Origin of the sequence: Streptomyces sp. NPDC056373 (genome assembly GCF_042262425.1) — a bacterium.
Lineage (GTDB): Bacteria > Actinomycetota > Actinomycetes > Streptomycetales > Streptomycetaceae > Streptomyces.
In genome coordinates, this window is record NZ_JBHJPX010000015.1 from 50,199 (window position 1) to 73,640 (window position 23,442).

Sequence of the window (23,442 nt, forward strand, 5' to 3'; positions counted from 1 at the left end):
CCGGCCCCCTTTTCCGAACGCCGGCCACCGGCGCATAGTGAGATCGATGACGCAGAAGAGAGCGCTGGTGGTCCGGGGCGGCTGGGAAGGCCATCAGCCGGTCGAGGCCACGGAACTGTTCCTGCCCTTTCTCCGGAGCAACGGATACGAGGTCCGGGTCGAGGAGTCGACCGGGATCTACGCGGATGCCGCCGAGATGGCCGGTACGGACCTGGTCGTGCAGTGCGTGACGATGTCGGAGATCTCGCGCGACCAGCTGGCGGGGCTGAGTTCCGCGGTCGTGGCCGGCACCGGCTTCACCGGCTGGCACGGCGGCATCGCCGACTCGTTCCGCGCCTCCTCGGACTATCTGCACCTGGTCGGCGGCCAGTTCGCCACCCACCCCGGCAAGAAACCGTGCGAGCGGCGGGGTGAGGCGGCGGACAACTTCCTGCCCCACACCATCACCCTGACCGAGGCCGGCCGCGCACACCCGATCACCGCCGGCGTCGAGGACTTCACGCTGGACACCGAGCAGTACTGGGTGCTCCACGACGACCTCATCGACGTCCTGGCCACCACCACGCACCCCACCCGGCCGTGGCAGCCCTGGCACCGGCCGGTCACCTCCCCGGCGGTCTGGACCCGCCGGTGGGGTGCCGGGCGGATCGTGGTGACGACGCCGGGGCACAGCGTCGACGTGCTGGAGAACCCAAACGTCCGCACCATCGTCGAGAGGGGCATGCTGTGGGCGACGCGCACCGCGTCGGGATCGTAGGGCTCGGCGTCATCTCCCGCGCCTATCTGGACACGCTCGCCGGCCATCCCACGGTGCGGATCACCGCGGTCGCCGACCTCGACGCCTCCCGGTCGGCCGCGGCCGCCGCCGAACTGCCCGGCGCCCGGGCCCTGACGGTCGAGGAGCTGCTGAGCAGCCCGGACGTGGACACGGTGCTGAACCTGACCACACCGGCGGCGCACGCCGGGATAGCCCTGGGGGCGATCCGGCACGGCAAGCACGTCTACGGGGAGAAGCCGCTGGCCGCGGGCCTGGAGGACGCCCGGGCCGTCCTGGAGGCCGCCGCGAAGGCGGGCAGCGGTGTGGGCTGTGCCCCGGACACCGTGCTGGGCACGGGAGTCCAGACCGCGCGGGCGGCCGTGGAGGCGGGCACCGTCGGGCGCCCCCAGTTCGCTTCGGCCGTGATGGTCACCCCGGGCCACGAACGCTGGCACCCGAACCCGGACTTCTACTACACGGCGGGCGGCGGTCCGCTGCTGGACATGGGGCCGTACTACCTCTCGTCACTGGTCCATCTGCTGGGGCCGGTGCGCGCCGTGACCGGGGCGGCGGGCCGGCTGCGGTCCGAGCGCGTCATCGGCTCCGGCCCGCGTGCCGGCGAGCGCATACCGGTCGAGGTGGACAGCCATGTCTCCGGAGTGCTGGAGCACGTGGACGGGACGCTGACGACGCTCACGACGAGTTTCGACGGCGTGGCCACCACGGCCGCGCCGATCGAGGTGCACGGCGAGAGCGGCACCCTCGCGGTACCCGACCCCAACCGCTTCGACGGCGAGGTACGTCTGCACGCGCTCGGCGACACCCGCTGGCGCACACTTGCGGCGTCGGCGGGTTACGAGGACGGCGCCCGCGGGGTCGGCCTGCTCGACTTCCTCACCGCCGACGGTGAGCGGCCGCCGCGCGCGAACGGCGACCTCGCCCTGCACGTACTGGAGACGATGACGGCGCTGCTGCGTTCGGCGGCCGAGGGGTGCCGGATCGAACTGACGACCTCCGCGAAGGTGCCGGCTGCCGTGCCCCTGACGAGTGCGGCGCGGTGGCACGGCCGGCAGGAGTGACGTCAGTCCACGGGCCACGTGTGGGCGGGGGCGTTCATGTGCATGTAGTCCATGTACGTCCTGGTCATCTGCCGCAGTGCCTCCCGCCGGTCGGAGATGCCGGCCTTCTCCAGGTGGTGCACCATCTCCGCCTGCCACAGGGCGCCGTTGCGCCCCGTGACGCAACGCTGCTCGATGATGCCGAGCAGGGGCTCGCGCCACGCGGCGTCCATGCCGGTCAGCTCCAGGCCCCGGTGGGCCAGGGGCAGCAGCCGCCGCAACACCAGTTCCGTGACAGGGACTTCGCCCACGCCGGGCCAGTACAGGCGGGCGTCGATACCGTCGCGGGCCGCGGTGTGCAGGTTCTCCTCGGCGACCGAGAACGACATCCGCGACCACACCGGCCGGTCCTCGTCGACCAGGGCGCGGGTCAGGCCGTAGTAGAAGGCGCCGTTGGCGATGATGTCGGCCACGGTGGGGCCGGCGGGCAGGACCCGGTTCTCGATGCGCAGATGGGGGCCGCTCTCGGTGACCGCGTAGATGGGCCGGTTCCAGCGGTAGATCGTGCCGTTGTGCAGGGTCAGTTCGCCCAGCTGGGGGACGCCTCCGTTGTCCAGTTCCTTCTGCGGGTCCTCGTCCTCGCACAGCGGCAGCAGGGCGGGGAAGTAGCGCACGTTCTCCTCGAAGAGGTCGAAGACGCTGGTGATCCAGCGCTCCCCGAACCACACCCGGGGCCGTACGCCCTGGGCCTTGATCTCCTCGGGGCGGGTGTCGGTGGCCTGCTCGAACAGGGGGACGCGGGTCTCGCGCCACAGCTCCTTGCCGAACAGGAAGGGCGAGTTCGCCGCGAGGGCGATCTGCACGCCCGCGATGGCCTGGGCCGCGTTCCAGTAGTGCGGGAACTCCCTCGGGTCGACCTGGAGGTGGAACTGGGTGCTGGTGCAGGCGGCCTCGGGGGTGATGGTGTCGGCGTACGTCGACAGGCGCTCCACTCCGTCGACCTTGATCCGCAGGTCCTCGCCCCGGGCCGCGAAGATCTGCTCGTTGAGGAGGCGGTAGCGAGGGTCGCCGGACAGCGCCGACTCGCTGACGTCCGACTCGCCGAGGGTGGGCAGGATGCCGACCATGATCAGGTGCGCGCCCACCGCCGCGGCACGGTCCTCGGCGTGGTTGAGGGCGTCCCGGATCGCCTGCTCCCAGGAGCCCGGGCCGCCGGTCGTCAGCAGCCGCGGCGGGATGTTGATCTCCAGGTTGAAGCGGCCCAGCTCGCTGGACCAGGCGGGATCGGCGATCGCCTGGAGCACGTCGGTGTTGCGCATCGCGGGCAGCCCCTCGTCGTCCACGAGGTTGAGCTCGATCTCCAGTCCGACCTGAGGGCGCTCGCTCTCGAACCCGGACTCGCTGAGCATCCGGGCGAGCACCTCGAGGTCGGTGTGCATCTTCTCGCGGTACCGACGACGGTCCTCCCGGGTGAACACCAGGGCCGGCACGTCACGTCCCATGTGCCCTCCTGCGCTCCTTCGGCGGATGCATCCGCTCCTCGGTGGACGGGTCTCGTCCCAGAGTCGCACCTTGTCCTCGACCCCGCACCCACCTAGCCTCAGTTTGTGCCGCAAATAAACAAAGCCCGAACGCACAAGGACGTGCCGGGCCACAGCAGCTCCCTGACCCGGCTCCGGATCGCCCTCACCGTCTTCTTCGCCCTCGACGGCTTCGTCTTCGCCGGCTGGGTCGTGCGCATCCCCGCCATCAAGGCGCAGACCGGCGCCTCCGCCGGCACCCTCGGCCTCGCCCTCCTCGGCGTCTCCGCCGGTGCGGTCGTCACCATGACCCTCACGGGCCGGCTGTGCCGCCGCTACGGCAACCACCGGGTCACCGTCGTCTGCGCCGTGCTGCTCTCCCTCGGCGTCGCCCTGCCACCGCTCACCCATTCGGCGCTCGCACTGGGCCTGGTCCTGCTGCTCTTCGGGGCCGCGTACGGCGGGATCAACGTGGCCTTCAACAGCGCGGCCGTCGAGCTCGTGGCCGCGTTGCGGCGGCCGGTCATGCCGAGCTTCCACGCGGCGTTCAGCCTGGGCGGCATGGTCGGGGCGGGGCTGGGCGCGCTGGTCGCCGGGTCCCTCTCCCCCACGCGGCACCTGCTGCTGCTCACGGTCGCCGGCCTGCTCGTGACCGCCGCGGCGGGCCCCACGCTCCTGCGGCACGAGCCGCCGGTGCCCCCGGAGCGGGAGCGGCCCGTCGAAGACGTGCCGCGCCGCCTGGATCGCCGCACCAGGGGACTGGTCCTGGTCTTCGGCCTGATCGCGGGGTGCACCGCGTACGGCGAGGGGGCGCTGGCCGACTGGGGCGCCCTGCACCTCGAACAGGACCTGCACGCCTCGGCGGGCGCCGCGGCCGTGGGCTACTCGTGCTTCGCCCTCGCCATGACGGTGGGACGGCTGACCGGCACGATGCTCCTGGAACGTCTGGGGCGGACCCGGACCGTCGTCGCCGGCGGCACCACCGCGGCGGCCGGCATGCTGCTCGGCTCCCTCGCCCCCTCCCTCTGGGCCGCCCTGCTCGGCTACGCGATCACGGGCATCGGCCTCGCGAACCTCTTCCCCGTGGCCGTGGAGCGCGCGGGCGCTCTGGCGGGCCCCGGCGGCGTCGCCACGGCCTCCACCCTGGGCTACGGGGGCATGCTCCTCGGCCCGCCCGCGATCGGCTTCATGGCGGACTGGTTCACCCTGCCCGCCGCGCTGACCAGTGTGGCGGTCCTGTCGGCGGCGGCCGCGGCCGTGGGTGCGCTGGTGGGCTCTGCCGCCCGACGGGCGGACGGGAGCTGAAGAGGGGAGTCGGCCGGGGGGATGCCGGTGATCCTGGGTACCCGTGGCGACGCCCGTGGTGATCACCGGGCCGTACGCCATGTACAAGGAGGCAGACCCGTGACCGAACAGCAGCACCCCGGTGAGCAGCACCCGACCCCGGAGTTTCCCTCCCAGGACCAGCCGCACCCGGGCTGGACGGGGCCGATGGACCCGCCCCCGGACCATGGTGAGGAGTCCTACCGGGGCAGCGGCAGGCTGGAGGGCCGCAAGGCCGTGATCACCGGTGGCGACTCCGGGATCGGCCGCGCTGTGGCCCTGGCGTTCGCCCGCGAGGGTGCCGACGTGCTGTTCACCCATCTGGATGAGGAGAAGGACGACGCCGCCGAGACGGCCCGGCTCGTCGAGGAGGCCGGCCGGCGTGCCGTGCCCGTCGGTTGCGACGTACGGGAGGAGGGGAACTGCCGGGCGCTGATCGACCGCGCGGTGGACGAGTTCGGCCGGATCGACGTGCTCGTGAACAACGCGGCGTACCAGATGTCCCAGCCGGACGGCATCGAGGCGATCACCACCGAGCAGTTCGACCGGGTGCTGCGCACGAACCTGTACGGCATGTTCTGGCTGTGCAAGATGGCCCTGCCGCACATTCCGGAGGGCGGCAGCATCATCAACTCCACGTCGGTGCAGGCGTACAAGCCGAGTCCGCATCTGCTGGACTACGCGACGACGAAGGGCGCGATCGTCACCTTCACGCAGGGGCTGGCGCAGATGCTGATCGAGAAGGGCGTCCGCGTCAACGCGGTCGCGCCGGGCCCGGTGTGGACGCCGTTGATCCCGGCGACCCTGCCGGACACGCGGACGTTCGGCAAGCAGGCCCCCATCGGACGGCCCGCCCAGCCCGCGGAGATGGCTCCGGCGTACGTCTTCCTCGCCTCGCAGGAGGCGTCGTACATCACGGCCGAGATCGTCAACGCGACGGGCGGGACGCCGCTGCCGTAGCCGCCGGGGCCGGCCTCCGGAAATGCCAGGGCCCGAAGAGCGCTTCATGCGGCAGACTCGGCGCCATGGAGACCGCCGAGTTCCTTCGAGCACTGGAGACGGAAGGCCGGCTGCTGGCCGCGGCCGCCGAGGAGGCCGGGACCGGCGCGAAGGTGCCGACCTGTCCCGAGTGGCAGGTGCGCGATCTGCTGCGGCACACCGGCGCGGTGCACCGCTGGGCCGCCGCCTTCGTCGCCGAGCGGCTCACCGAACGCCGCCCCCTGGTGGAACCCACCGGCCTCGACGGCGCGGAGCTCATCGCCTGGTACCGCGACAGCCACCACCGGCTCGTCGGCACACTGGCCGACGCCTCGCCCGACGTGGAGTGCTTCACCTTCCTGCCCGCGCCCTCCCCGCTGGCCTTCTGGGCCCGGCGACAGGCGCACGAGACGGCCGTGCACCGGGTCGACGCGGAGTCCGCTCGCGGCGCGGCCCCGACGGACGTCACCCCCGAGTTCGCGACCGACGGCATCGACGAACTGCTGCGCGGCTTCCACGCCCGTTCCAGGAGCCGTGTACGCACCCCCGAGCCACGGGTCCTGCGCATCCGTACCGAGGACACCGGAGCGGTGTGGACGCTGCGGCTGTCGCCGGAGCCGCCCGTGACCACGCGGGACGACTCCGGGGAGGCCGAGTGCGAACTGTCCGCCCCGGCCGGGCAGTTGTACCTGGCGCTGTGGAACCGGGCTCCCCTCCCGGCCGCGACGGGTGACCAGGCGCTCGCCACAATGTGGCGGGAGACGTCGGCGATCTGAGGCCACCGGCGGGCGGTCAGCCGTCGGCGAGCATCCTCGCCAGTACCGCGCGCTGCACGGGAAGCACCTCGCCGTGCAGCGCGCGCCCCCGGGCGGTGAGACACACCTTCACGCCACGCCGGTCCTCGGGGCACATGCCGCGCTCGACGAGCCCCTCCTTCTCCAGCCGGGCGATCAGCCGCGACAGCGCGCTCTGGCTCAGATGAACCCGCTCGGAGATCTCCTGCACGCGGTAGGACGGCGTGCCCTTGGGCGTCCGGCACCCGGCGAGGACGTCGAGCACCTCGAAGTCACTGGCGCACAGACCGTGGCCGTGCAGCGCCCGGTCGAGTTCGCACTGCGTACGCGCGTGCAGCGCCAGGATGTCCCGCCACTGTGCCACGAGGGCCTGTTCGGCCTGCTGAGCCGTCATGCGCCGCACCGTAACAGAGAACCGATATTGTTGCACCCGAATTAAATGCATTTGCATTCCATGCATACGCATGTAATGTCCCGGGTATGACCTCTCCGCTCATCTCCCCCACGTCCGAGGGGCGTTGGACGCCAAGGCTCTGGGGCACCCTGCTCGTGCTCTGCGCCGCGATGTTCCTGGACGCCCTGGACGTGTCCATGGTCGGCGTCGCCCTGCCGTCCATCGGCGCCGACCTCGGCCTGTCGACCTCAGCACTGCAATGGATCGTCAGCGGCTACATCCTGGGCTACGGCGGCCTGCTGCTCCTCGGCGGACGCGCCGCCGACCTGCTGGGCCGCCGGCAGGTCTTCCTGGTGGCGCTGGGCGTCTTCGCACTCGCCTCGCTGCTCGGAGGCCTCGTGGACTCGGGGCCGCTGCTCATCGCCAGCCGCTTCATCAAGGGCCTGAGCGCGGCCTTCACGGCACCCGCGGGCCTGTCGATCATCACCACGACGTTCCCCGAGGGCCCGCTGCGCAACCGCGCGCTCTCCATCTACACCACCTGCGCGGCCACCGGCTTCTCCATGGGCCTGGTGCTCTCGGGCCTGCTCACCGAGGCCAGTTGGCGCCTGACCATGCTGCTGCCGGCACCCATCGCCCTGATCGCGCTCGTCGCCGGTCTGAAGCTGCTGCCGCGCAGCGAGCGGGAGAAGGACCACAACGGCTACGACGTCCCCGGCGCCGTCCTCGGCACCGCGTCGATGCTGCTGCTGGTCTTCACTGTCGTCCAGGCACCGGAGGTCGGTTGGGCGTCGGCCCGCACCCTGCTGTCCTTCCTCGCGGCGGCCGCGCTGCTGACGGTGTTCGTCCTGGTGGAGCGGCGCTCGGCGGGACCGTTGATCCGGCTCGGCGTGCTGCGCTCCGGCAGCCAGATCCGCGCCCAGCTCGGCGCGATGGCGTTCTTCGGCTCGTATGTCGGCTTCCAGTTCCTGGCGACGCTCTACATGCAGTCGCTGCTGGGCTGGTCGGCGCTGCACACGGCGCTGGCCTTCCTGCCCGCGGGCGCGCTGGTGGCGGTGTCGTCGACGATGGTGGGCACGATCGTCGACCGGTTCGGCACCCGGCGGCTGATCGCGGGGGGCTTCGCGCTCATGGTTCTCGGGTACGCGCTGTTCCTGCGCGTCGACCTGGACCCGGTGTACGCCGCGGTGATCCTGCCGAGCATGCTGCTGATCGGCGCCGCCTGCGCCCTGGTCTTCCCGTCTCTCAACATCCAGGCCACCAACGGCGTCGACGACCACGAGCAGGGCATGGTCTCCGGCCTGCTCAACACCTCCGTCCAGGTCGGCGGAGCGATCTTCCTGGCCGTCGTCACGGCCGTGGTGACCGCCGGCGCCCCCGCGGACCCCACTCCGCAGGCCGTCCTGGACAGCTACCGGCCCGGGTTCATGGTCGCCACGGGCATCGCCGTCGCCGGCCTGCTGATCACCCTCACCGGCCTGCGGCCCCGCCGGGGGAGGAAGTCCGCGGGACCGTCCGTCGTCGTCGCCAGGTCCGCCCCGAAGGAGGCGGAGCGCGTCGCCGTACGCGACTAGCGCGACCGGGGGAGCGTCTCCGGCCGTGCGCTCGGCGGGCTGCCTTGCCCGCCGGGCGCACCCCTGTTTGACTCGTCCGTATGACCAGTCACGGGGGACGGCGCAGTCAGGCCGAACGGGATGCCATCACCGTCGAGATCGGGTACGCGCTGTGCAGTGCGGCCTTCGCGGCGGCGGTGGTCTTCGGGGCCATGGCCGGGCCCGCTTTGCTCTTCGACCTGCCGCAGACGCCGGAGCGCCTGCTGGTGCGGGCCGGTCTGGTGCTCGCGTCGGTTCTCTTCGCCGCCCGGGTCGTCAGTGTGCTGCTCCGGTTCCGGAGGGCGGATCAACCCAGCCAGCCCGGCCGCACCAGCCCCGACTCGTAGGCCAGCACGACCAGTTGGGCCCGGTCGCGGGCCCCGAGCTTCACCATCGTGCGGCTGACGTGGGTCTTCGCGGTGAGCGGGCTGACCACCAGGCGGCGGGCGATCTCCTCGTTGGACAGGCCCATCCCCACCAACGCCATCACCTCGCGCTCCCGCTCGGTGAGCCGGTCCAGCGCGCCGGCCACCGCCGGTTCCTTGGAGCGGGAGGCGAACTCGGAGATCAGCCGCCGCGTCACACCCGGCGACAGCAGTGCGTCGCCCGCGACCACCGCCCGTACGGCGCGCAGGAGTTCCTCCGGCTCGGTGTCCTTGACCAGGAAGCCGGAGGCGCCGGAGCGGATCGCCTCGAAGACGTACTCGTCGAGCTCGAAGGTGGTGAGCATGACCACCTTGACGTCCCCCAGGTCCGGATCTGCGGTGACCTGCCGGGTCGCGGCCAGGCCGTCGAGTTCCGGCATGCGGATGTCCATCAGCACCACGTCGGGCCGCAGTTCACGGATCCGGCGCACGGCCTCCGCACCGTCGGCGGCCTCCGCGGCCACCTCGATGTCGGGCTGTGCGTCGAGCAGCGCCCGGAATCCCGCCCTCACCAGTGACTGGTCGTCGGCGAGCAGTACACGGATCACCGGTCCTCCTGTTGCGGTGCGGCGGACGCGCCGGCGGACGCCGACAGCGGCAGCACGGCGAGCACCCGGAACCCTCCGTCGGGGCGCGGGCCCGCCTCGATGGTGCCACCCAGGGCGGCGGCCCGCTCCCGCATCCCGGCGAGCCCGTTGCCGCTGCCGCCCGCGTCGTCACCGGTCGCGGGTCCGTCGTCGTCCACGCGCAGCCGCAGGACGCCCGCGTCGTGCGCGAGGTGGACACGCGCGCACCGTGAACCCGAGTGCCGTACGACGTTGGTCAGGGCCTCCTGGACGATCCGGAAGGCGGCGAGGTCCGTGCCCGGCCCGAGGCGCGGCGGCTCTCCCTCGACGTCCACTGTGAGGCCGGCGCTCGCGGCCTGCTCCACCAGTTCGGGCAGCCGGTCGAGGCCGGGCGCAGGGGTGCGCGGCGCGGCGCCGGGGGCGCGCAGGGTGTCGAGCACCTGGCGCACCTCGCCGAGCGCCTCCTTGCTCTGGTCCTTGATCGTGGTGAGGGCGGTGCGGGCCTGCTCGGGGTCGGTGTCGAGCAGTGCGAGGCCGACGCCCGCCTGGACGTTGATGACGGAGATGCTGTGGGCGAGGACGTCGTGCAGCTCCCGCGCGATCCGCAGCCGCTCCTCGTCGGCCCGCCGCCGTGCGGCCTCGGCCCGCTCGGCCCGTTCGCGGGCCCACTGCTCTCGCCTGACACGGAACAGCTCCGACACCGCCGCGATGGCCACCACCCAGGTGGCGACCACGATCTCCTCTCCCCAGGAGACGGCGGAGTCCCCGGACGGCGGCAGCCACCTGAAGAGCCAGTGCGCCACCAGGACGTGCCCGGCCCAGAGCATGCCCATCGCGGTCCACGCCGCTCGGCGGTGGCCGTCGACGACGGCGCTGAAGCAGGCCAGGGCGACGGTGATGAGCACCGGCCCGTAGGGGTAGCCGGCCCCCAGATAGACCATGACGGCGCCCGCCGTGCCGAACACCACGGCCACCGGATACCGCTTGCGCCACAGCAGCGACCCCGCGGCCACCAGCAGCAGCGCCCGTGCGAAGAGATCCAGCTCCGCCCGCTCGCCCTGCTGCCCTTGGGCGGCGAAGTTCGACCCGGCCAGGACGAACACGGTCACGAGGACCGTGGACCGCCAGGGCCACCCCCCCTCCCACCGGTCCGGCGACGCGGGCCCGTGCCGCCACCACTGCGGCGGACCGCCCCGCGCACGCTGCTCGTCCATACCGGCCACGCTAGACGCCCCGCTCCCGCGGCCGCGTCACCCTCGCGTGGTGATCACGCGTACTCCCCGGGAAGTACGCCCGCTCACCGGGACAGCACACCTACGGCACCAGCCCCACTCCCCCGGCGAGTTGCTCCGCCGCGTGCCGGAAGAACGTCGCCCGGTCCTCCACCACCCGGTTGAACTGGCCGAACAGTTCGAAGCCGACCAGTCCGTACAGCTGGGCCCAGGCCGCGACCAGTGCGGTCACGACCTCCGGGGGGAGATCCGGGGCGAGGTCGGCGGTCATGCGTTCGGCCTCCGGGCGGAGGCCGGCCGGCAGCGGGGGCCGGGCCAGGCCCGGGCCGTGGTGGGCGTCGCGCGTGATGCCGATGAGCAGCAGGCCGACCCGGGCGGCGGCCGGGACGGTGACCTCGGGGGCCGTGTAGCCGGGCACGGGAGATCCGTAGATGAGCGCGTACTCGTGCGGATGTTCCAGCGCCCAGCGCCGCACCGCCTCGCAGACCGCGATCCAGCGCTCGAAGGGGCCGGAGGCAGCGTCGCGGGCGGCCTCGTGGGCCACCTCGGCGCTCTCGCCGAGGGAGTCGTAGGCGTCGATGATGAGGGCGGTGAGCAGGTCGTCACGGCTGGGGAAGTAGCGGTACAGCGCGGAGGAGACCATGCCCAGTTCACGGGCGACGGCCCGCAGGGAGAGCCGGGCGGCGCCCTCCGCCGCGAGCTGTCTGCGGGCCTCGTCCTTGATGGCCGCGGTCACTTCGATCCTGGCCCGGGCACGGGCGCCGTGTGCGGTGCTCATGCCCGCCAGTCTCCCATGAATACAGATCACTGCACACAAATGAGAGCGGTGAAGCAAAATGAGAGCAGTGCTCTTGCTTTGTCGTGCCGGTCTCATGCAGACTGGCACCGGAAAGAGCGAGAGCAGTGCTCACAAAAGGAAGCACTGCTTCGCCATCACACGAGGGGGCCCCGATGGCCACGCACGTCCAGAAGCCCGGCTGGTTCACCGTCAACGTCCTCAACCGCTCCGTGGCCTGGCTGACCCGTCGCGGCATCAGCGTCCGGGGCTCCCGCGTCCTCGCCGTCCGCGGCCGCAAGAGCGGCCAGTGGCGCACCACCCCGGTCAACGTGCTGACCCTCGACGACAGGCAGTACCTGGTCGCCCCCCGCGGCCATGTGCAGTGGACGCACAACATGCGCGCCGCGGGTGGCGGTGAACTGCACCTCGGCAAGCAGGTGGACACCTTCACCGCCGCCGAGGTGGGTGACGACGACAAGACCCCGATCCTGCGCGCCTACCTCAAGCACTGGAAGGCGGAGGTCGGGGTCTTCTTCAACGGCGTCGGCCCCGACTCCCCGGACGACGAGCTGCGCCGCATCGCCCCGGACCACCCCGTCTTCGAGATCACTCGGAGGAGCTGACCTCCGAAGCCGCGGCGGGACGGCCGTCCAGCGCCGCCAGTGCCCGCTGGGCCATCGGACGCAGACGGACCATCTCGCCCAGTGTCGTGGCGCCCGTCGTGATGTCCTTGAACGCCTTCCAGGCCGGACGCAGGCCCGTCAGCGCCGCGTGGAACAGCCCGGGACGGCGCTCGAACGCCGTGAGCAGCCGCTTGCCGACGCTCATCTCGACCCCGAGACCGGCCTTGATCGCGAACGCGTAGTTGAGAGCCTGCCGGCGCGTGTCCACCGCGTCGTGCGCCTCGGCGATCCGCACCGCCCACTCCCCCGCGAGCCGTCCGGAGCGCAGCGCGAAGGAGATGCCCTCACGGGTCCACGGCTCCAGCATCCCCGCCGCGTCACCGCACACCAGCACCCGCCCGCGCGAGAGCGGCGAGTCGTCGGCGCGGCAGCGGGTCAAGTGCCCCGAGGAGATGCTCGGTTCGAACCCCGCGAGGCCCAGCCGGCCGATGAACTCCTCCAAGTACCGCTTGGTGGCTGCACCTTCGCCGCGGGCCGAGATGACCCCGACCGTGAGGGTGTCGCCCTTGGGGAAGACCCAGCCGTAACTGCCGGGGATGGGACCCCAGTCGATGAGCACCCGGCCCTTCCAGTCCTCCGCGACGGTGTCCGGCACCGGGATCTCCACCTCGAGACCGAGATCCACCTGGTCGAGCTTGACCCCGACGTGCGCCCCTATCCGGCTGGCGCTGCCGTCCGCCCCGACCACGGCCCGTGCGAGCACGACCTCGCCGCCCTGCAGGACCACGGCGACGGTGCGCCGGTCGGGCACCGTCGAGCCGTGCTGCTCGACCCGCTGGACGGTGACTCCCGTGCGCAGCTCGGCGCCCGCCTTCTGCGCGTGCTCGACCAGTTGCTGGTCGAACTCGGGCCGGTTGATCAGCCCGAAGAGCATCTGCTTGGAGCGGCGCGTGCGCGTGAAGCGGCCGTTGTTGGAGAACGTCACCGCGTGCACCCGGTCCCTGAGCGGCAGCTCGAAGCCGGGCGGCAGGGCGTCGCGCGAGGGGCCGATGATGCCGCCGCCGCACGTCTTGTACCGCGGCAGCTCCGCCTTCTCCAGCAACAGCACGCGTCTGCCGGCCACCGCCGCCGCGTACGCGGCCGAAGCGCCCGCGGGTCCCGCGCCCACCACGACGACGTCCCACACCTGCCGCACGTCGTCCGCCGAAGAGTTCTCGCTGCTCACGATGGTCTGTTGCTCCCGATCAAAGCCGCCTGCCGCTGTCTCCCGCATCCTACGGCGGCGGTCACCGCAGGCCGCTGTGGGAGGATCGGCGGCGTGGGTGGCCCTTACACGGGGACGCGCCCGCACCACACGATCACGCGTACCGAAGGTACGCATCATGACAACGTCGCACCCACGAGGAGCGTGCCCATGCCGTCGAATCCGGTCGCCGAGACCGTCGCCTCGCTGATGCCCAGGGCGAAGCAGGAGCTCACCGAACTGGTGGCCTTCCGGTCGGTGGCGGACTTCGACCAGTTCCCCAGGAGCGAGAGCGAGGGCGCCGCCCGCTGGGTCGCCGACGCGCTCACCGCCGAGGGGTTCGAGGACGTGGCCCTGCTCGACACCCCCGACGGCACCCAGTCGGTCTACGGCTACCTGCCCGGCCCGGAGGGCGCGAAGACCGTCCTGCTCTACGCCCACTACGACGTGCAGCCGCCGCTGGACGAGGCCGCCTGGACGACCCCGCCCTTCGAGCTGACCGAGCGGGACGGGCGCTGGTACGGGCGCGGGGCCGCCGACTGCAAGGGCGGCCTGGTCATGCACCTGCTGGCGTTGCGCGCGCTCAAGGCCAACGGCGGCGTACCCGTCCATGTGAAGGTGATCGCCGAGGGCTCGGAGGAGATGGGCACCGGCGGTCTGGAGCGGTACGCCGAGGAGCACCCCGCCCTGCTGGAGGCGGACACGATCGTCATCGGCGACGCGGGCAACTTCCGCGTCGGCCTGCCGACCGTCACCTCCACCCTGCGCGGCATGACGTTGGTGCGCGTCCAGGTCGACACCCTGGCGGGCAATCTGCACTCGGGCCAGTTCGGCGGTGCCGCACCCGACGCGCTGGCGGCGCTGATCCGTGTGCTGGACTCGCTGCGCGCCGAGGACGGCTCGACGACCGTCGACGGTCTCTCGGCCGACGCGGGCTGGGAAGGCCTGCAGTACGAGGAGGCGCAGTTCCGGCAGGACGCCAAGGTCCTGGACGGCGTCGAACTGATCGGCTCCGGGACGGTCGCTGACCGTATCTGGGCGCGCCCAGCCGTCACCGTTCTCGGTATCGACTGCCCGCCCGTGGTCGGAGCCACTCCGTCCGTGCAGGCGGGTGCCCGCGCGCTGATCAGCCTGCGGGTGCCGCCGGGCGTGGACGCGGGCGAGGCGACCAAGCTGCTGCAGGCGCATCTGGAGGCGCACACGCCGTGGGGGGCACGGGTGAGCACCGAACAGATCGGCCAGGGCCAGCCGTTCCGCGCCGACACCACCAGCCCCGCGTACCAGGCCATGGCGGCCGCGATGACGGTGGCCTACCCGGGGCAGGAGATGCAGTACGCGGGACAGGGCGGCTCCATCCCGCTGTGCAACACGCTGGCCGCGCTGTACCCGCGTGCCGAGATCCTGCTCATCGGGCTGAGCGAGCCCGAGGCGCAGATCCACGCGGTGAACGAGAGTGTGTCCCCCGAGGAACTGGAGCGGCTGTCGGTGACGGAGGCCCTGTTCCTGCGCAACTACGCGGCGAGCTGACCGCCCTGCCCGCGGCGGATGGCCCCCGTCCGGGGACGGGGGCCATCCGCCGCGGTCCCATGTCGGTGTCGCGTCCGGGAAAGGTGCCGTCCCCCTCGGCCGGGCCGACCCGAACGACGGTCCCTAGCCGAGGGCCGGGTCCAGCACGATGTCCTCCTCGCGCGCGGTGACGGACGGCTCCTCGGGGAAGTGGCAGGCGGTCAGGTGCCCGGAGGGGCTGCCCTCGACGCGCACCAGCACGGGCTCCTCGAGGGCGCACTTGTCCTGCGCCTTCCAGCAGCGGGTGCGGAAGCGGCAGCCGGAGGGCGGGTCGATCGGGGAGGGCACGTCCCCCGCCAGCCGGATGCGCTCACGCCGTCCGACGGCGTCCGGGTCGGCCTCGGGTACGGCGGACAGCAGCGCGTGCGTGTAGGGGTGCCGGGGCCGTGTGTAGAGCGACTCGCGGTCGGCGACCTCGACGATCTTTCCGAGGTACATGACGGCGACCCGCTCCGAGAAGTGCCGTACGACGGCCAGGTCGTGGGCGATGAAGACGAAGGCGATGCCGAACTCCCGCTGGAGGTCCTGGAGCAGGTTGACGACCTGCGCCTGGATGGAGACGTCCAGCGCGGAGACGGGTTCGTCGGCCACGATGAGCTTCGGCCTGAGGGCGAGGGCGCGGGCGATGCCGATGCGCTGGCGCTGGCCGCCGGAGAACTCGTTCGGGTAGCGGTTGTAGTGCTCGGGGTTGAGACCGACCGTCTCCAGGAGTTCCTGGGCCCGCTTCTTGTGGCCCTGGGACGGGTTGATGCCGTTGAGCCGCATCGGCGTCTCGATGATGGTGCCGACGGTGTGGCGGGGATTCAGCGACGAGTAGGGGTCCTGGAAGATCATCTGGAGGTTGCGGCGGGCCTCCCGCATCCGCGCGGCGGGCCGGTGCGTGATGTCCTCGCCGTCGAACACGACGGAGCCGCCGGTGGGTTCGAGCAGCCGGGTGATCAGACGGCCGGTGGTCGACTTGCCGCAGCCGGACTCGCCGACCAGGCCCAGCGACTCGCCGGGGCCGACCGAGAAGTCGATGCCGTCGACGGCGCGGACGGCTCCGATCTGCCGCTGGAAGATGATGCCCTGCCGGATCGGGAAGTGCTTCTGCAGACCGCGTACCTCCAGCAGGTTCTCGCCGCGGCTCTCGCCGGCGGGGCGGTCGGTGCTCTGTCCGGTGCGGGGCTCGGTGGTGCTCACGGCATGGTCCCTTTCGTCCGCCGGCTTCATCGCGCGGCCCGTGCGCCCGCGGCGTCCCGGTCCTCCGGACCGGCCCCGCCGCGGATCTCCTGCTTGGCCTCGTCGCTCAGATGGCAGGCGGCGAGGTGCCGTTCGCTGCCGGAGACGAGGCGCAGTTCGGGCCGTGCCGCCGTGCAACGGCCCTCCGTCACCCAGCCCTTGTAGGCGCAGCGGGGGTGGAAGGAGCAGCCGTCCGGCAGGTTGATCAGGCTCGGCGGGGTGCCGGGGATCGGGTTGAGCCGTTCGCCGACGTCGCCGCCGAGGTGCGGCATCGACTGCAACAGGCCCCAGGTGTAGGGGTGCTGGGGCTGCTTGAGCACCTCGCGGGTGGTGCCGTACTCGATGCGGCGGCCGCCGTACATGACCAGGATGTCGTCGGCGATGTCGGAGACGACGCCGAGGTCGTGCGTGATGATGACGACGGCGGAGCCGAACTCCTCCTGGAGGTCGCGGATGAGGTCCAGGATCTGCGCCTGGACGGTGACGTCCAGGGCGGTGGTGGGCTCGTCGGCGATGAGCAGGGCGGGGTCGCACACCAGCGACATGGCGATCATCGCGCGCTGGCGCATACCGCCGGAGAACTGGTGCGGGTAGTCCCTGACCCGGCGCTCGGGCTGCGGGATGCCGACCCGCTTCAGCATCTCGACCGCGCGCTCCTTCGCCTCCTTCTTGGAGACCTTGTGGTGCACCCGGTAGGCCTCGGCGATCTGGGAGCCCACGGTGAAGAAGGGGTGCAGCGCGGACAGCGGGTCCTGGAAGATCATGGAGACGGTGCGGCCGCGCAGGGCACGCATCCCGGCCTCGGGCAGGGCGACGAGTTCCCTGCCCTCCAGCCAGATCTCGCCGGAGACCTGGGCGCGGGTGCCCTTGTGGAGTCCGAGCAGGGCCAGTGAGGTCACCGACTTGCCGGAGCCGGACTCGCCGACGATACCGAGGGTCCTGCCCTTCTCCAGGGTGAAGGAGACGCCGTCGACGGACTTGACGAGGCCGTCCTCGGTCGGGAAGTGCACCCTCAGGTCGCGTACGTCGAGGAAGGGTGCGGGCGCGGGGGTGACGTCCGCGGGCTGCGGTGAGGTCGATACGGACACGGGTGTTCCTAAGGACGAAGAAGGGCTCAGGCGAGGCGCACGCGCGGGTCGACGAGGCCGTACACCAGGTCGACGACGACGTTGGCGAGGACGACGAACGTCGCGGCGAAGAGCGTGGTGCCGAGGATGACCGGCAGGTCCGAGTTCTGGACGGAGTCGACGGCGAGTTTGCCGATGCCGTTGATGCCGAACACCGACTCGGTGATGACCGCGGAGCCGCCGATCAGGGAGCCGACGTCCATGCCGAAGATGGTGATGATCGGGGTGATCGCGGCCCGCAGTCCGTGCTTGAGGACGACGGTGGCGGCCGGCAGGCCCTTGGCGCGGGCCGTGCGCATGTAGTCCTCGGAGAAGACCTCCAGCATGGAGGAGCGGGTGAGCCGGGTGTACATCGCGAGGTAGACGATGACGAGGGTGGACCAGGGCAGGATCAGCCCCTGGAACCAGCCGGCCGGGTCCTCGGTGAAGGGCGTGTAGCCGGACGTCGGCAGGATCTGGAACTTGTCCACGAAGAGGTAGAGCAGGAGCAGACCGATGAAGTAGATCTGCACCGACACACCGAACAGGGCGAGTCCCACCGCCGCCTTGTCCGCGGCCCGGCCCCTGCGCACCGCCGCGACGGTGCCGAGGCCGACGCCCAGGATCAGGAACGCCACCGCGGCACCGAGTCCGAGGGAGAGGTCCGCCGGGAAGTCCTGGAGCAGCGTCGTCAGGACCGGGGTGTCGGTCTGGAAGGAGATGCCGAGGCAGGGCGCGCCGCAGTGGATGCGGACGCTCTGGTCGCCGTAGTCACGGCCCACGGCCAGCCCCTTGAGGAACTCCCAGTACTGCGTCAGGTAGCTCTGGTCCAGGCCCAGCGAGTGCTTGATCTCCGCGAGGCGGGAGGGCGAGCAGGTCTTTCCGCAGGCCAGGAGCGCGGGGTTGGACGGCAGCGCGAAGAAGATGAAGAAGGTGATGGTGGTGATCACCAGCATGATCACAGCCGCTGCCAGCAGGCGTCTGATGAGGTAACGAAACATGGGGTGCCGGGACCTGACGTGAGTGGGGTGCCCGCCGGCGGCCGAGGCCGCCGGCGGGGTTCAGAGGGGTTGCGTCACTGCTTGATGTAGGCGTGCACCAGGCTGGGTTCGGCCATGATCGAGTCGTTGATGACACCGCCGACCTTCGAGCCGCTCACCTCGCTGAAGTTCATGTACATCAGCGGGATCACGGCGGCGTCCTTGAGGATCTGCTCGTCCAGCTCCCCGTAGGCCGCGTTGCGCTGCTTGATGTCGGTCATCTTGCCGATCTTGTCGATCTGCGCGTTGACCTTGGGGTCGTTCAGATAGGCGAGGTCGTTGTTGGACTGCGGGAGCTTCTTGATCTGGCGTCCGTCGAAGAGCGTGGGCAGCACGGTGGAGGCGTTGGGCCAGTCCGCGATCCAGTCGCCCCATGTCAGGTCGTACTGGTTCTTCACGTTGTCGACGGTGCTGAAGTAGTTGTTCTTGTCGATCGGGGTGATGTTCACCGTGATGCCGATCTTCGCGAGCGCGGTCTTCACGGCGTCCGCGAAGTGCTCGTGCGTGGGGATGTTCTCCACCGCGAGGGACATCGTCGGCTTGGGGGTGCCGGCCTGCTTCATCAGGGCCTTGGCCTTGGTGAGGTCACCGGCGGGGTTGCTGCTGTAGAGGTTGAAGTCCTTGTGGCCGTCGATGCCGGGGGCGAGCATCGTGGTGGCGTAGTTGCCGTAGGCCGAACCGCCGAAGGCGCCGCGTACCGTGGTCTTGTCGATGGCGTACTCGATGGCCTGGCGGACCTTCAGGTCCTTGACCCGGTTCATGTTGATCGCCAGGTAGTTGATGCCCGGGGCCGGGATCTTGTAGTAGCGCGACTTGAGCGAGGGGTCGCCTGCCATCGTCGTCAGGTCGGAGCCGGCGATCGGCGTCTGGGTGATCGCGGTCTGGGCGGAGCCGCCGTCCGACTTGATCTGCTGGTCGATGGCGGCCTGGTCCTGCCCGAACTTCGCGTCGATCTCGTTGAGGTTCTGCTGCCGGATCGGGTCGTTCGACCGGCTCCAGTTCTTGTTCCGGACGAGGACCATTTCCTTGTTCTTGGTGTACGACTTGATCATGTAGGGCCCGTCGGACCAGACATGCGTGTCGTACGTGGCGCCCGTGTCGTGGGCCTTGGGCACGCCCGACCAACCGGTCATCGCGGTCGTCTCGTTGAAGTCGGCGACCGGCTGGTTCAGATGGAAGACGATGGTGTACTTGTCCGGTGTCTGGATCGAGGACAGCTGCTTGCCCTGGTACGGGCCCTTGTAGGAGTCACCGCCGACCAGCCACTGACTGGCGTACGGCGGGCCGCCGTTGATGTCCGGGGAGAAGGCCCGCTCGACGCCGTACTTGACGTCCTGCGACGTGACCTCGCTGCCGTCCTGCCACTTGACCCCGTGGCGCAGATGGAACGTCCACACCGTGGCACCCTTGCTCGGCGTTCCGGTGTCGGTCGCCAGGTCGCCGACCAGCTTGGGCTGGGAGCCCGTCTCGTCCCATCCGGTGAGGGTGCGCACGAGTTCGTAGTCCATGCTCGAACCCTCGGTGGTGTACGTCCGCTGAGGGTCGATGTGGTTGAAGTCGGCGTCGTCGAGAATCGTCAGCGTGCCGCCCTTCGACGGGGAGCCGCCGGCGCTGTTGCCGGAGGACCCTCCGCATGCGGTGGCTCCGAGGGCGATCACCACGGCGGTTGCCGTGAGAGCGACCGTGCGCGATCTGCGCGTGGTACGCGTGGTGCGCGTCATGGGGGAAACTCCGTTTCTTGCTACGGGCTCGGCGGCCGTTCGTGGGACCGCCGGGGCGACACTCGGGAGAAGGTGGCTTGTCAGCCGCGCCGGGCGCGGGGATCCAGGGCGTCCCGGACGCCGTCCCCGAGCAGGTTGAGTGCCAGCACGAGGAGGAAGAGCAGGACGCCGGGCACGAAGAGGTACATCGGGTCCTGGAGGAAGAACTGGGAGGCGTCCGACAGCACGGCTCCCCAGTCGGGGTTGGGCGGGATGACACCCACGCCCAGGTACGACAGCGCCGCCTCGGTGGTGATGTTCTGCGGGACGGCGAGCGCGAAGGAGATCAGGATCGGCGCCCACAGGTTGGGCAGCAGTTGCCGGAAGAGGATGTGGCGGCGGCCGGCGCTCATCAGCCGCGCGGCGTCTACGAACTCCCGCTCGCGCAGGGACAGTACCTGCCCGCGCACCAGCCGGGCGGTGTAGGCCCAGGCGAAGACCGCGATGTTGAGGACCAGGACGAGGAGCCGGAGGTTCTCGTCGGTGCCGCCGTGACTGTTGGTCTGCAGTGCGTTCTGGATCACCGGGGTGAGCGCGATGATGAAAAGCAGCTGCGGGAACGCCAGCATGACGTCCATGATCCGGGACAGCAGGGAGTCGACCCAGCCACCGAAGTATCCGGCGGCCAGCCCGGCCACCACACCGACCGCGGTGGACAGCAGCGCCGAGGCGAATCCCACGTAGAGCGAGGTGCGCAGGCCGTAGACGATGCGGGCGAACAGGTCATAACCCGTGCCCGGTTCGACGCCGAGCAGGTGCTCGGCGCTGATGCCGCCCAGCGATCCGTAGGGGAAATTGCCCGTGTCCGGATTGATCGCCTTGTTGTCGGGGGTGATCGGCCCCCAGCCGGTCAGTGCGGTGAGCACCGGGGCGAGGAGCGCGATCGCGATGAACAAGAGAGTGGCCGCCAGGGCGACCGTGGTGACCTTGTCCCGCCTGATCCGCCGCCAGGCCATCCGGGCCGGTGAGCGGCCGGCGACTGCCGTGCCGCCGGGTCTGGAGCCTTGGGTCGACGGCTCGGGCAGCAGCGCGGTGCCGCCGCCGGTGTCGACCGGCTGGTGTTGCGTGGTCATCGTACGGACATCCCGGATCTGCCCCTGAGGCAAGGAAATTGGGTGGCGGTCATTGCTTCCGCCGTGAGACTCTGCGGACTTTCGCAACCGTGTGCGAGCCCGGTCAAGCCGCGCAGGGGCGAGAAAAGGGATTGTTTGCTGAGATGGAAAAGTGTTGACGAGAGCAGGGAATGCGATTACCCGGGGCGTGAGTGTTCCGGGGAGATTCCTTGGGCAGCGATTGGCCGTGGCCACGCCTGCGTTTCCTTTTGCTTTTCCCTCGGAATCCCCCGTGCCGGGTAAAGGGGGCGGGCGGCGGGCCCGGCGTCAGCCGACCGGCACCCCGGCTTCCAGATAGAGCGCGGCTCCGCGTTCGCGTGCCCGCAGGGCCCAGCGCAGCCGCTCGTAGCGCACGGGAGGCAGCAGGTCGGCGGCCTCCGCCTCGGTGACGAACCGCCAGGCGCGCAGCTCCGGGCCGGGAAGCAGCAGCCGTCCGGCCTCGGCGGAGTGCAGCAGGCCGCCGTCGAAGAGGAGCCGCAGACCGCCGAACGCGGGGGGCGCGGGGCGTTCCCAGTCGACGACAAGCAGGCCCGGCACCTCGTCGAGGTGGATGCCGGTCTCCTCGGCGACCTCCCGCACTCCGGCGCGCGCGGGCGCCTCTCCGGGTTCGACGACACCGCCGGGGAACTCCCAGCCGGCCTTGTACGTGGGGTCGACGAGCAGCACCCGGTCCTGCTCGTCGAAGAGGAGCACTCCGGCGGCGACGGTCTCGGCGGTGGGCTCGGGGGTCTGGACTATGTCGCAGACGGGCACCGACCCGCCGGTGACGGCCTCGGCGATGCGCACGGCCGTCTCGTACGGAGTGAGGTCGCTGGTGTCGACCGGGTGGGCGTCGGCGGTGAGCCAGGAGGTGAGGGCGGTCCGGTACGGCTCGATGTGATCGAAGGACCACTGGCGTATTCGCAGGTCGCCGTCGGGGAGGTCCCGCGGCACCTCCCGACCCGCTATACGTTTCCGCAGTATCGTTTCGGCCGGGGCGAGCAGGATGTGGCTGACCGGAATCCTGCGCGCGGCGAGCCCGCCGAAGATCTCGTCGCGGTACTCCTGGCGCAACAGGGTCATGGGCACGACGAGGGTCCCGCCGAGCTCGGCGAGCATCGCGGCCGCCGTGTCGATCACGAGCCGTCGCCAGATCGGCAGGTCCTGGAAGTCGCCGACCTCGGCGAGGTGTTTGGGCGGCAGCAGGTGGGCTAGCGCGCCGCCGATGACCTCCGGGTCGAAGAGCGTGCTGTTCGGGATCAGTTCGATCAGTTCCCGTGCGGTGGTGGTCTTCCCCGCACCGAACGCGCCGTTGATCCAGACGACGGTCACAGGTCCCCCTCTTCTGTTGGCCCCCTGAGGCTTGCCCGCTCCACACTGCCACGAAAACCAGCCGCAGTTGAGGGCGCATGACGACGGCGCCGGTGCCCCCGCTCACGCGAGGGGCGCCGACGCCGTGCGCCGTGGCCGGGGCGGCCCGTCAGCCCTTCTTATGGGCGCCCTTCTTCTGCGCGCCCTTCTTCTGGACGCCCTTCTTCTGGACGCCGTTCTTCCCGTCCACGGCCAGACCCTCTCCTGCGACCGTCTGGTCGAGCGTCTTGAGGGTCTCGTCCACGTTGATGGCGGGGAGCTTGTCTCCGACGGCGTGCGACGGGGTGATCGCCGCGACGGCGAAGCCGGTGGCCAGGGAGGCGATGGCGAGCATGCTGCGCTTCTTCATGCCCCACTCAACTGCCGGACGGGCCCCGGGGTCACGCCGCTGGGCCGTTCGGGCGAAGCGGCGGCTTCACCCGGGGCCGGTGCCCCAGGTGCCGGAGCCGCCGCCACGCCACTCGATCAGCCCCGTGGCCGCGACGTACGCCGCGTCCGCGTCCTCGATCCCCGCCCGCCGCAGGAACTCGGCGACATCCAGCGGACCGTAGGCGATGCCGAGGAACTGGTCGTCCACACGGACCCGGCGGCCGCCGTCCGCGGCGGGCGGGTAGACCACGACGGGTTTCTCGGACGCCATGGCACCAGGATGCGCGGGGAGGGTGACCGCCGCGCGCCGGGATGGGCCGTTCAGCCCGCCTTGCGCATCGGCCGGAACTCGTGGACGTCGGCGGTGAGGGTGCCGTCCTGCTGCTCGTAGTGGGACAGGGCGAGGCCGAGCCCGAAGAAGGTGGGCGCCCACTCCCCGACGAAGATGCCCCAGCGGTCGGCGCGGGCGAGGCCGGTGGCTGTCTCCATCTTCCGGGAGCCCATCCAGGCGACGACGCTGAGGCCGATGGAGGCCATGCCGGCCATGTAGGCGTGCTCGCTGCGGACGCCCATCTCATGCATCTTCTTGATGATCATCAGCGGCTCCGTTCCGTGGGGGATTCATCCGTGGGGGA

24 protein-coding genes are annotated in these 23,442 nt (G+C 71.0%); 9 read left to right on the top strand and 15 right to left on the bottom strand.

Features of this window, described 5'->3' with window-relative positions:
- Nucleotides 1–46: 46 nt before the first annotated feature.
- Both ACFCXS_RS29170 and ACFCXS_RS29175 read left to right on the top strand, forming a co-directional pair.
- Nucleotides 47–757 (top strand): ThuA domain-containing protein, encoded by a 711-nt coding sequence (locus tag ACFCXS_RS29170; protein ID WP_376646325.1) that lies wholly within the window; start codon nt 47–49, stop codon nt 755–757.
- Nucleotides 727–1,836, top strand: a complete 1,110-nt coding sequence (locus ACFCXS_RS29175) for a Gfo/Idh/MocA family protein (RefSeq protein WP_376646326.1) — start codon at nt 727–729, stop codon at nt 1,834–1,836. Before ACFCXS_RS29170 ends, ACFCXS_RS29175 begins: the two co-directional genes overlap by 31 nt.
- 2 nt (nt 1,837–1,838) lie before the next feature.
- On the opposite strand, the gene ACFCXS_RS29180 is transcribed toward ACFCXS_RS29175, so the two are convergent.
- Nucleotides 1,839–3,317: a glutamate-cysteine ligase family protein gene (locus tag ACFCXS_RS29180; protein WP_376646327.1), complete on the bottom strand. Its 1,479-nt coding sequence runs from the start codon at nt 3,315–3,317 to the stop codon at nt 1,839–1,841.
- A 141-nt stretch (nt 3,318–3,458) separates the two neighbouring features.
- Here ACFCXS_RS29180 and ACFCXS_RS29185 point away from each other — a divergent pair, with 141 nt between their 5' ends.
- The 3 genes from ACFCXS_RS29185 (at nt 3,459) to ACFCXS_RS29195 (ending at nt 6,412) form a co-directional block, all read left to right on the top strand.
- Nucleotides 3,459–4,640 carry an MFS transporter gene (locus tag ACFCXS_RS29185; protein WP_376646328.1) on the top strand — a complete coding sequence of 394 codons (1,182 nt, stop codon included), beginning with the start codon at nt 3,459–3,461 and terminating at the stop codon, nt 4,638–4,640.
- A gap of 99 nt (nt 4,641–4,739) precedes the next feature.
- Nucleotides 4,740–5,618 carry an SDR family oxidoreductase gene (locus ACFCXS_RS29190; protein WP_376646329.1) on the top strand — a complete coding sequence of 293 codons (879 nt, stop codon included), beginning with the start codon at nt 4,740–4,742 and terminating at the stop codon, nt 5,616–5,618.
- A gap of 65 nt (nt 5,619–5,683) precedes the next feature.
- On the top strand, nt 5,684–6,412 hold the full coding sequence (locus ACFCXS_RS29195) for a maleylpyruvate isomerase family mycothiol-dependent enzyme (RefSeq protein WP_376646330.1): 729 nt from the start codon (nt 5,684–5,686) through the stop codon (nt 6,410–6,412).
- 16 nt (nt 6,413–6,428) lie between these two features.
- Here ACFCXS_RS29195 and ACFCXS_RS29200 read toward each other — a convergent pair whose 3' ends face one another.
- The gene (locus ACFCXS_RS29200; protein ID WP_376646331.1) at nt 6,429–6,824 is read right to left on the bottom strand and encodes a MarR family winged helix-turn-helix transcriptional regulator; all 396 of its coding nucleotides are present in this window, start codon (nt 6,822–6,824) and stop codon (nt 6,429–6,431) included.
- A gap of 86 nt (nt 6,825–6,910) precedes the next feature.
- On the opposite strand from ACFCXS_RS29200, the gene ACFCXS_RS29205 reads away from it, so the two are divergent.
- Both ACFCXS_RS29205 and ACFCXS_RS29210 read left to right on the top strand, forming a co-directional pair.
- A complete protein-coding gene (locus ACFCXS_RS29205; protein WP_376646332.1) occupies nt 6,911–8,398 on the top strand; it encodes an MFS transporter in 1,488 nt (495 codons plus the stop codon).
- 80 nt (nt 8,399–8,478) lie between these two features.
- Entirely contained in the window at nt 8,479–8,763 is a 285-nt protein-coding gene (locus ACFCXS_RS29210) for a DUF6332 family protein (protein ID WP_376646333.1), read from the top strand.
- Here ACFCXS_RS29210 and ACFCXS_RS29215 read toward each other — a convergent pair.
- The 3 genes from ACFCXS_RS29215 to ACFCXS_RS29225 form a co-directional block, all read right to left on the bottom strand.
- Complete coding sequence (locus ACFCXS_RS29215; RefSeq protein WP_376646334.1) at nt 8,724–9,389, bottom strand: response regulator; 666 nt, start codon at nt 9,387–9,389, stop codon at nt 8,724–8,726. The two genes, ACFCXS_RS29210 and ACFCXS_RS29215, sit on opposite strands and share 40 nt — an antisense overlap.
- Nucleotides 9,386–10,621, bottom strand: a complete 1,236-nt coding sequence (locus tag ACFCXS_RS29220; RefSeq protein WP_376646335.1) for a sensor histidine kinase — start codon at nt 10,619–10,621, stop codon at nt 9,386–9,388. The genes ACFCXS_RS29215 and ACFCXS_RS29220 overlap by 4 nt, the downstream gene beginning before the upstream one ends.
- Before the next feature lie 100 nt (nt 10,622–10,721).
- On the bottom strand, nt 10,722–11,417 hold the full coding sequence (locus ACFCXS_RS29225; protein ID WP_376646336.1) for a TetR/AcrR family transcriptional regulator: 696 nt from the start codon (nt 11,415–11,417) through the stop codon (nt 10,722–10,724).
- A 173-nt stretch (nt 11,418–11,590) separates the two neighbouring features.
- On the opposite strand from ACFCXS_RS29225, the gene ACFCXS_RS29230 reads away from it, so the two are divergent.
- Complete coding sequence (locus ACFCXS_RS29230; protein ID WP_376646337.1) at nt 11,591–12,040, top strand: nitroreductase family deazaflavin-dependent oxidoreductase; 450 nt, start codon at nt 11,591–11,593, stop codon at nt 12,038–12,040.
- Here ACFCXS_RS29230 and ACFCXS_RS29235 read toward each other — a convergent pair.
- Entirely contained in the window at nt 12,024–13,265 is a 1,242-nt protein-coding gene (locus tag ACFCXS_RS29235) for a geranylgeranyl reductase family protein (RefSeq protein WP_376646338.1), read from the bottom strand. The two genes, ACFCXS_RS29230 and ACFCXS_RS29235, sit on opposite strands and share 17 nt — an antisense overlap.
- A 189-nt stretch (nt 13,266–13,454) precedes the next feature.
- Here ACFCXS_RS29235 and ACFCXS_RS29240 point away from each other — a divergent pair, with 189 nt between their 5' ends.
- Nucleotides 13,455–14,810, top strand: a complete 1,356-nt coding sequence (locus tag ACFCXS_RS29240; protein ID WP_376646339.1) for a dipeptidase — start codon at nt 13,455–13,457, stop codon at nt 14,808–14,810.
- A 123-nt stretch (nt 14,811–14,933) separates the two neighbouring features.
- Here the strand turns inward: ACFCXS_RS29240 and ACFCXS_RS29245 are convergent, their stop codons facing one another.
- The 9 genes from ACFCXS_RS29245 to ACFCXS_RS29285 form a co-directional block, all read right to left on the bottom strand.
- On the bottom strand, nt 14,934–16,061 hold the full coding sequence (locus ACFCXS_RS29245; protein ID WP_376646340.1) for an ABC transporter ATP-binding protein: 1,128 nt from the start codon (nt 16,059–16,061) through the stop codon (nt 14,934–14,936).
- Nucleotides 16,058–17,158: an ABC transporter ATP-binding protein gene (locus ACFCXS_RS29250; protein ID WP_376646341.1), complete on the bottom strand. Its 1,101-nt coding sequence runs from the start codon at nt 17,156–17,158 to the stop codon at nt 16,058–16,060. The genes ACFCXS_RS29245 and ACFCXS_RS29250 overlap by 4 nt, the downstream gene beginning before the upstream one ends.
- A 26-nt stretch (nt 17,159–17,184) precedes the next feature.
- On the bottom strand, nt 17,185–18,177 hold the full coding sequence (locus ACFCXS_RS29255; RefSeq protein ID WP_376646342.1) for an ABC transporter permease: 993 nt from the start codon (nt 18,175–18,177) through the stop codon (nt 17,185–17,187).
- A 74-nt stretch (nt 18,178–18,251) separates the two neighbouring features.
- A complete protein-coding gene (locus ACFCXS_RS29260) occupies nt 18,252–19,937 on the bottom strand; it encodes an ABC transporter substrate-binding protein (RefSeq protein ID WP_376646343.1) in 1,686 nt (561 codons plus the stop codon).
- Nucleotides 19,938–20,017: 80 nt separating this feature from the next.
- On the bottom strand, nt 20,018–21,049 hold the full coding sequence (locus ACFCXS_RS29265) for an ABC transporter permease (RefSeq protein ID WP_376646344.1): 1,032 nt from the start codon (nt 21,047–21,049) through the stop codon (nt 20,018–20,020).
- Between the two features lie 306 nt (nt 21,050–21,355).
- Complete coding sequence (locus tag ACFCXS_RS29270; RefSeq protein ID WP_376646345.1) at nt 21,356–22,399, bottom strand: NUDIX domain-containing protein; 1,044 nt, start codon at nt 22,397–22,399, stop codon at nt 21,356–21,358.
- A 148-nt stretch (nt 22,400–22,547) separates the two neighbouring features.
- Complete coding sequence (locus ACFCXS_RS29275; protein ID WP_376646346.1) at nt 22,548–22,787, bottom strand: hypothetical protein; 240 nt, start codon at nt 22,785–22,787, stop codon at nt 22,548–22,550.
- A 66-nt stretch (nt 22,788–22,853) separates the two neighbouring features.
- The gene (locus tag ACFCXS_RS29280; RefSeq protein ID WP_376646347.1) at nt 22,854–23,078 is read right to left on the bottom strand and encodes a hypothetical protein; all 225 of its coding nucleotides are present in this window, start codon (nt 23,076–23,078) and stop codon (nt 22,854–22,856) included.
- Nucleotides 23,079–23,128: 50 nt separating this feature from the next.
- Nucleotides 23,129–23,404, bottom strand: a complete 276-nt coding sequence (locus ACFCXS_RS29285; protein ID WP_376646348.1) for a hypothetical protein — start codon at nt 23,402–23,404, stop codon at nt 23,129–23,131.
- Nucleotides 23,405–23,442 lie beyond the last annotated feature (38 nt).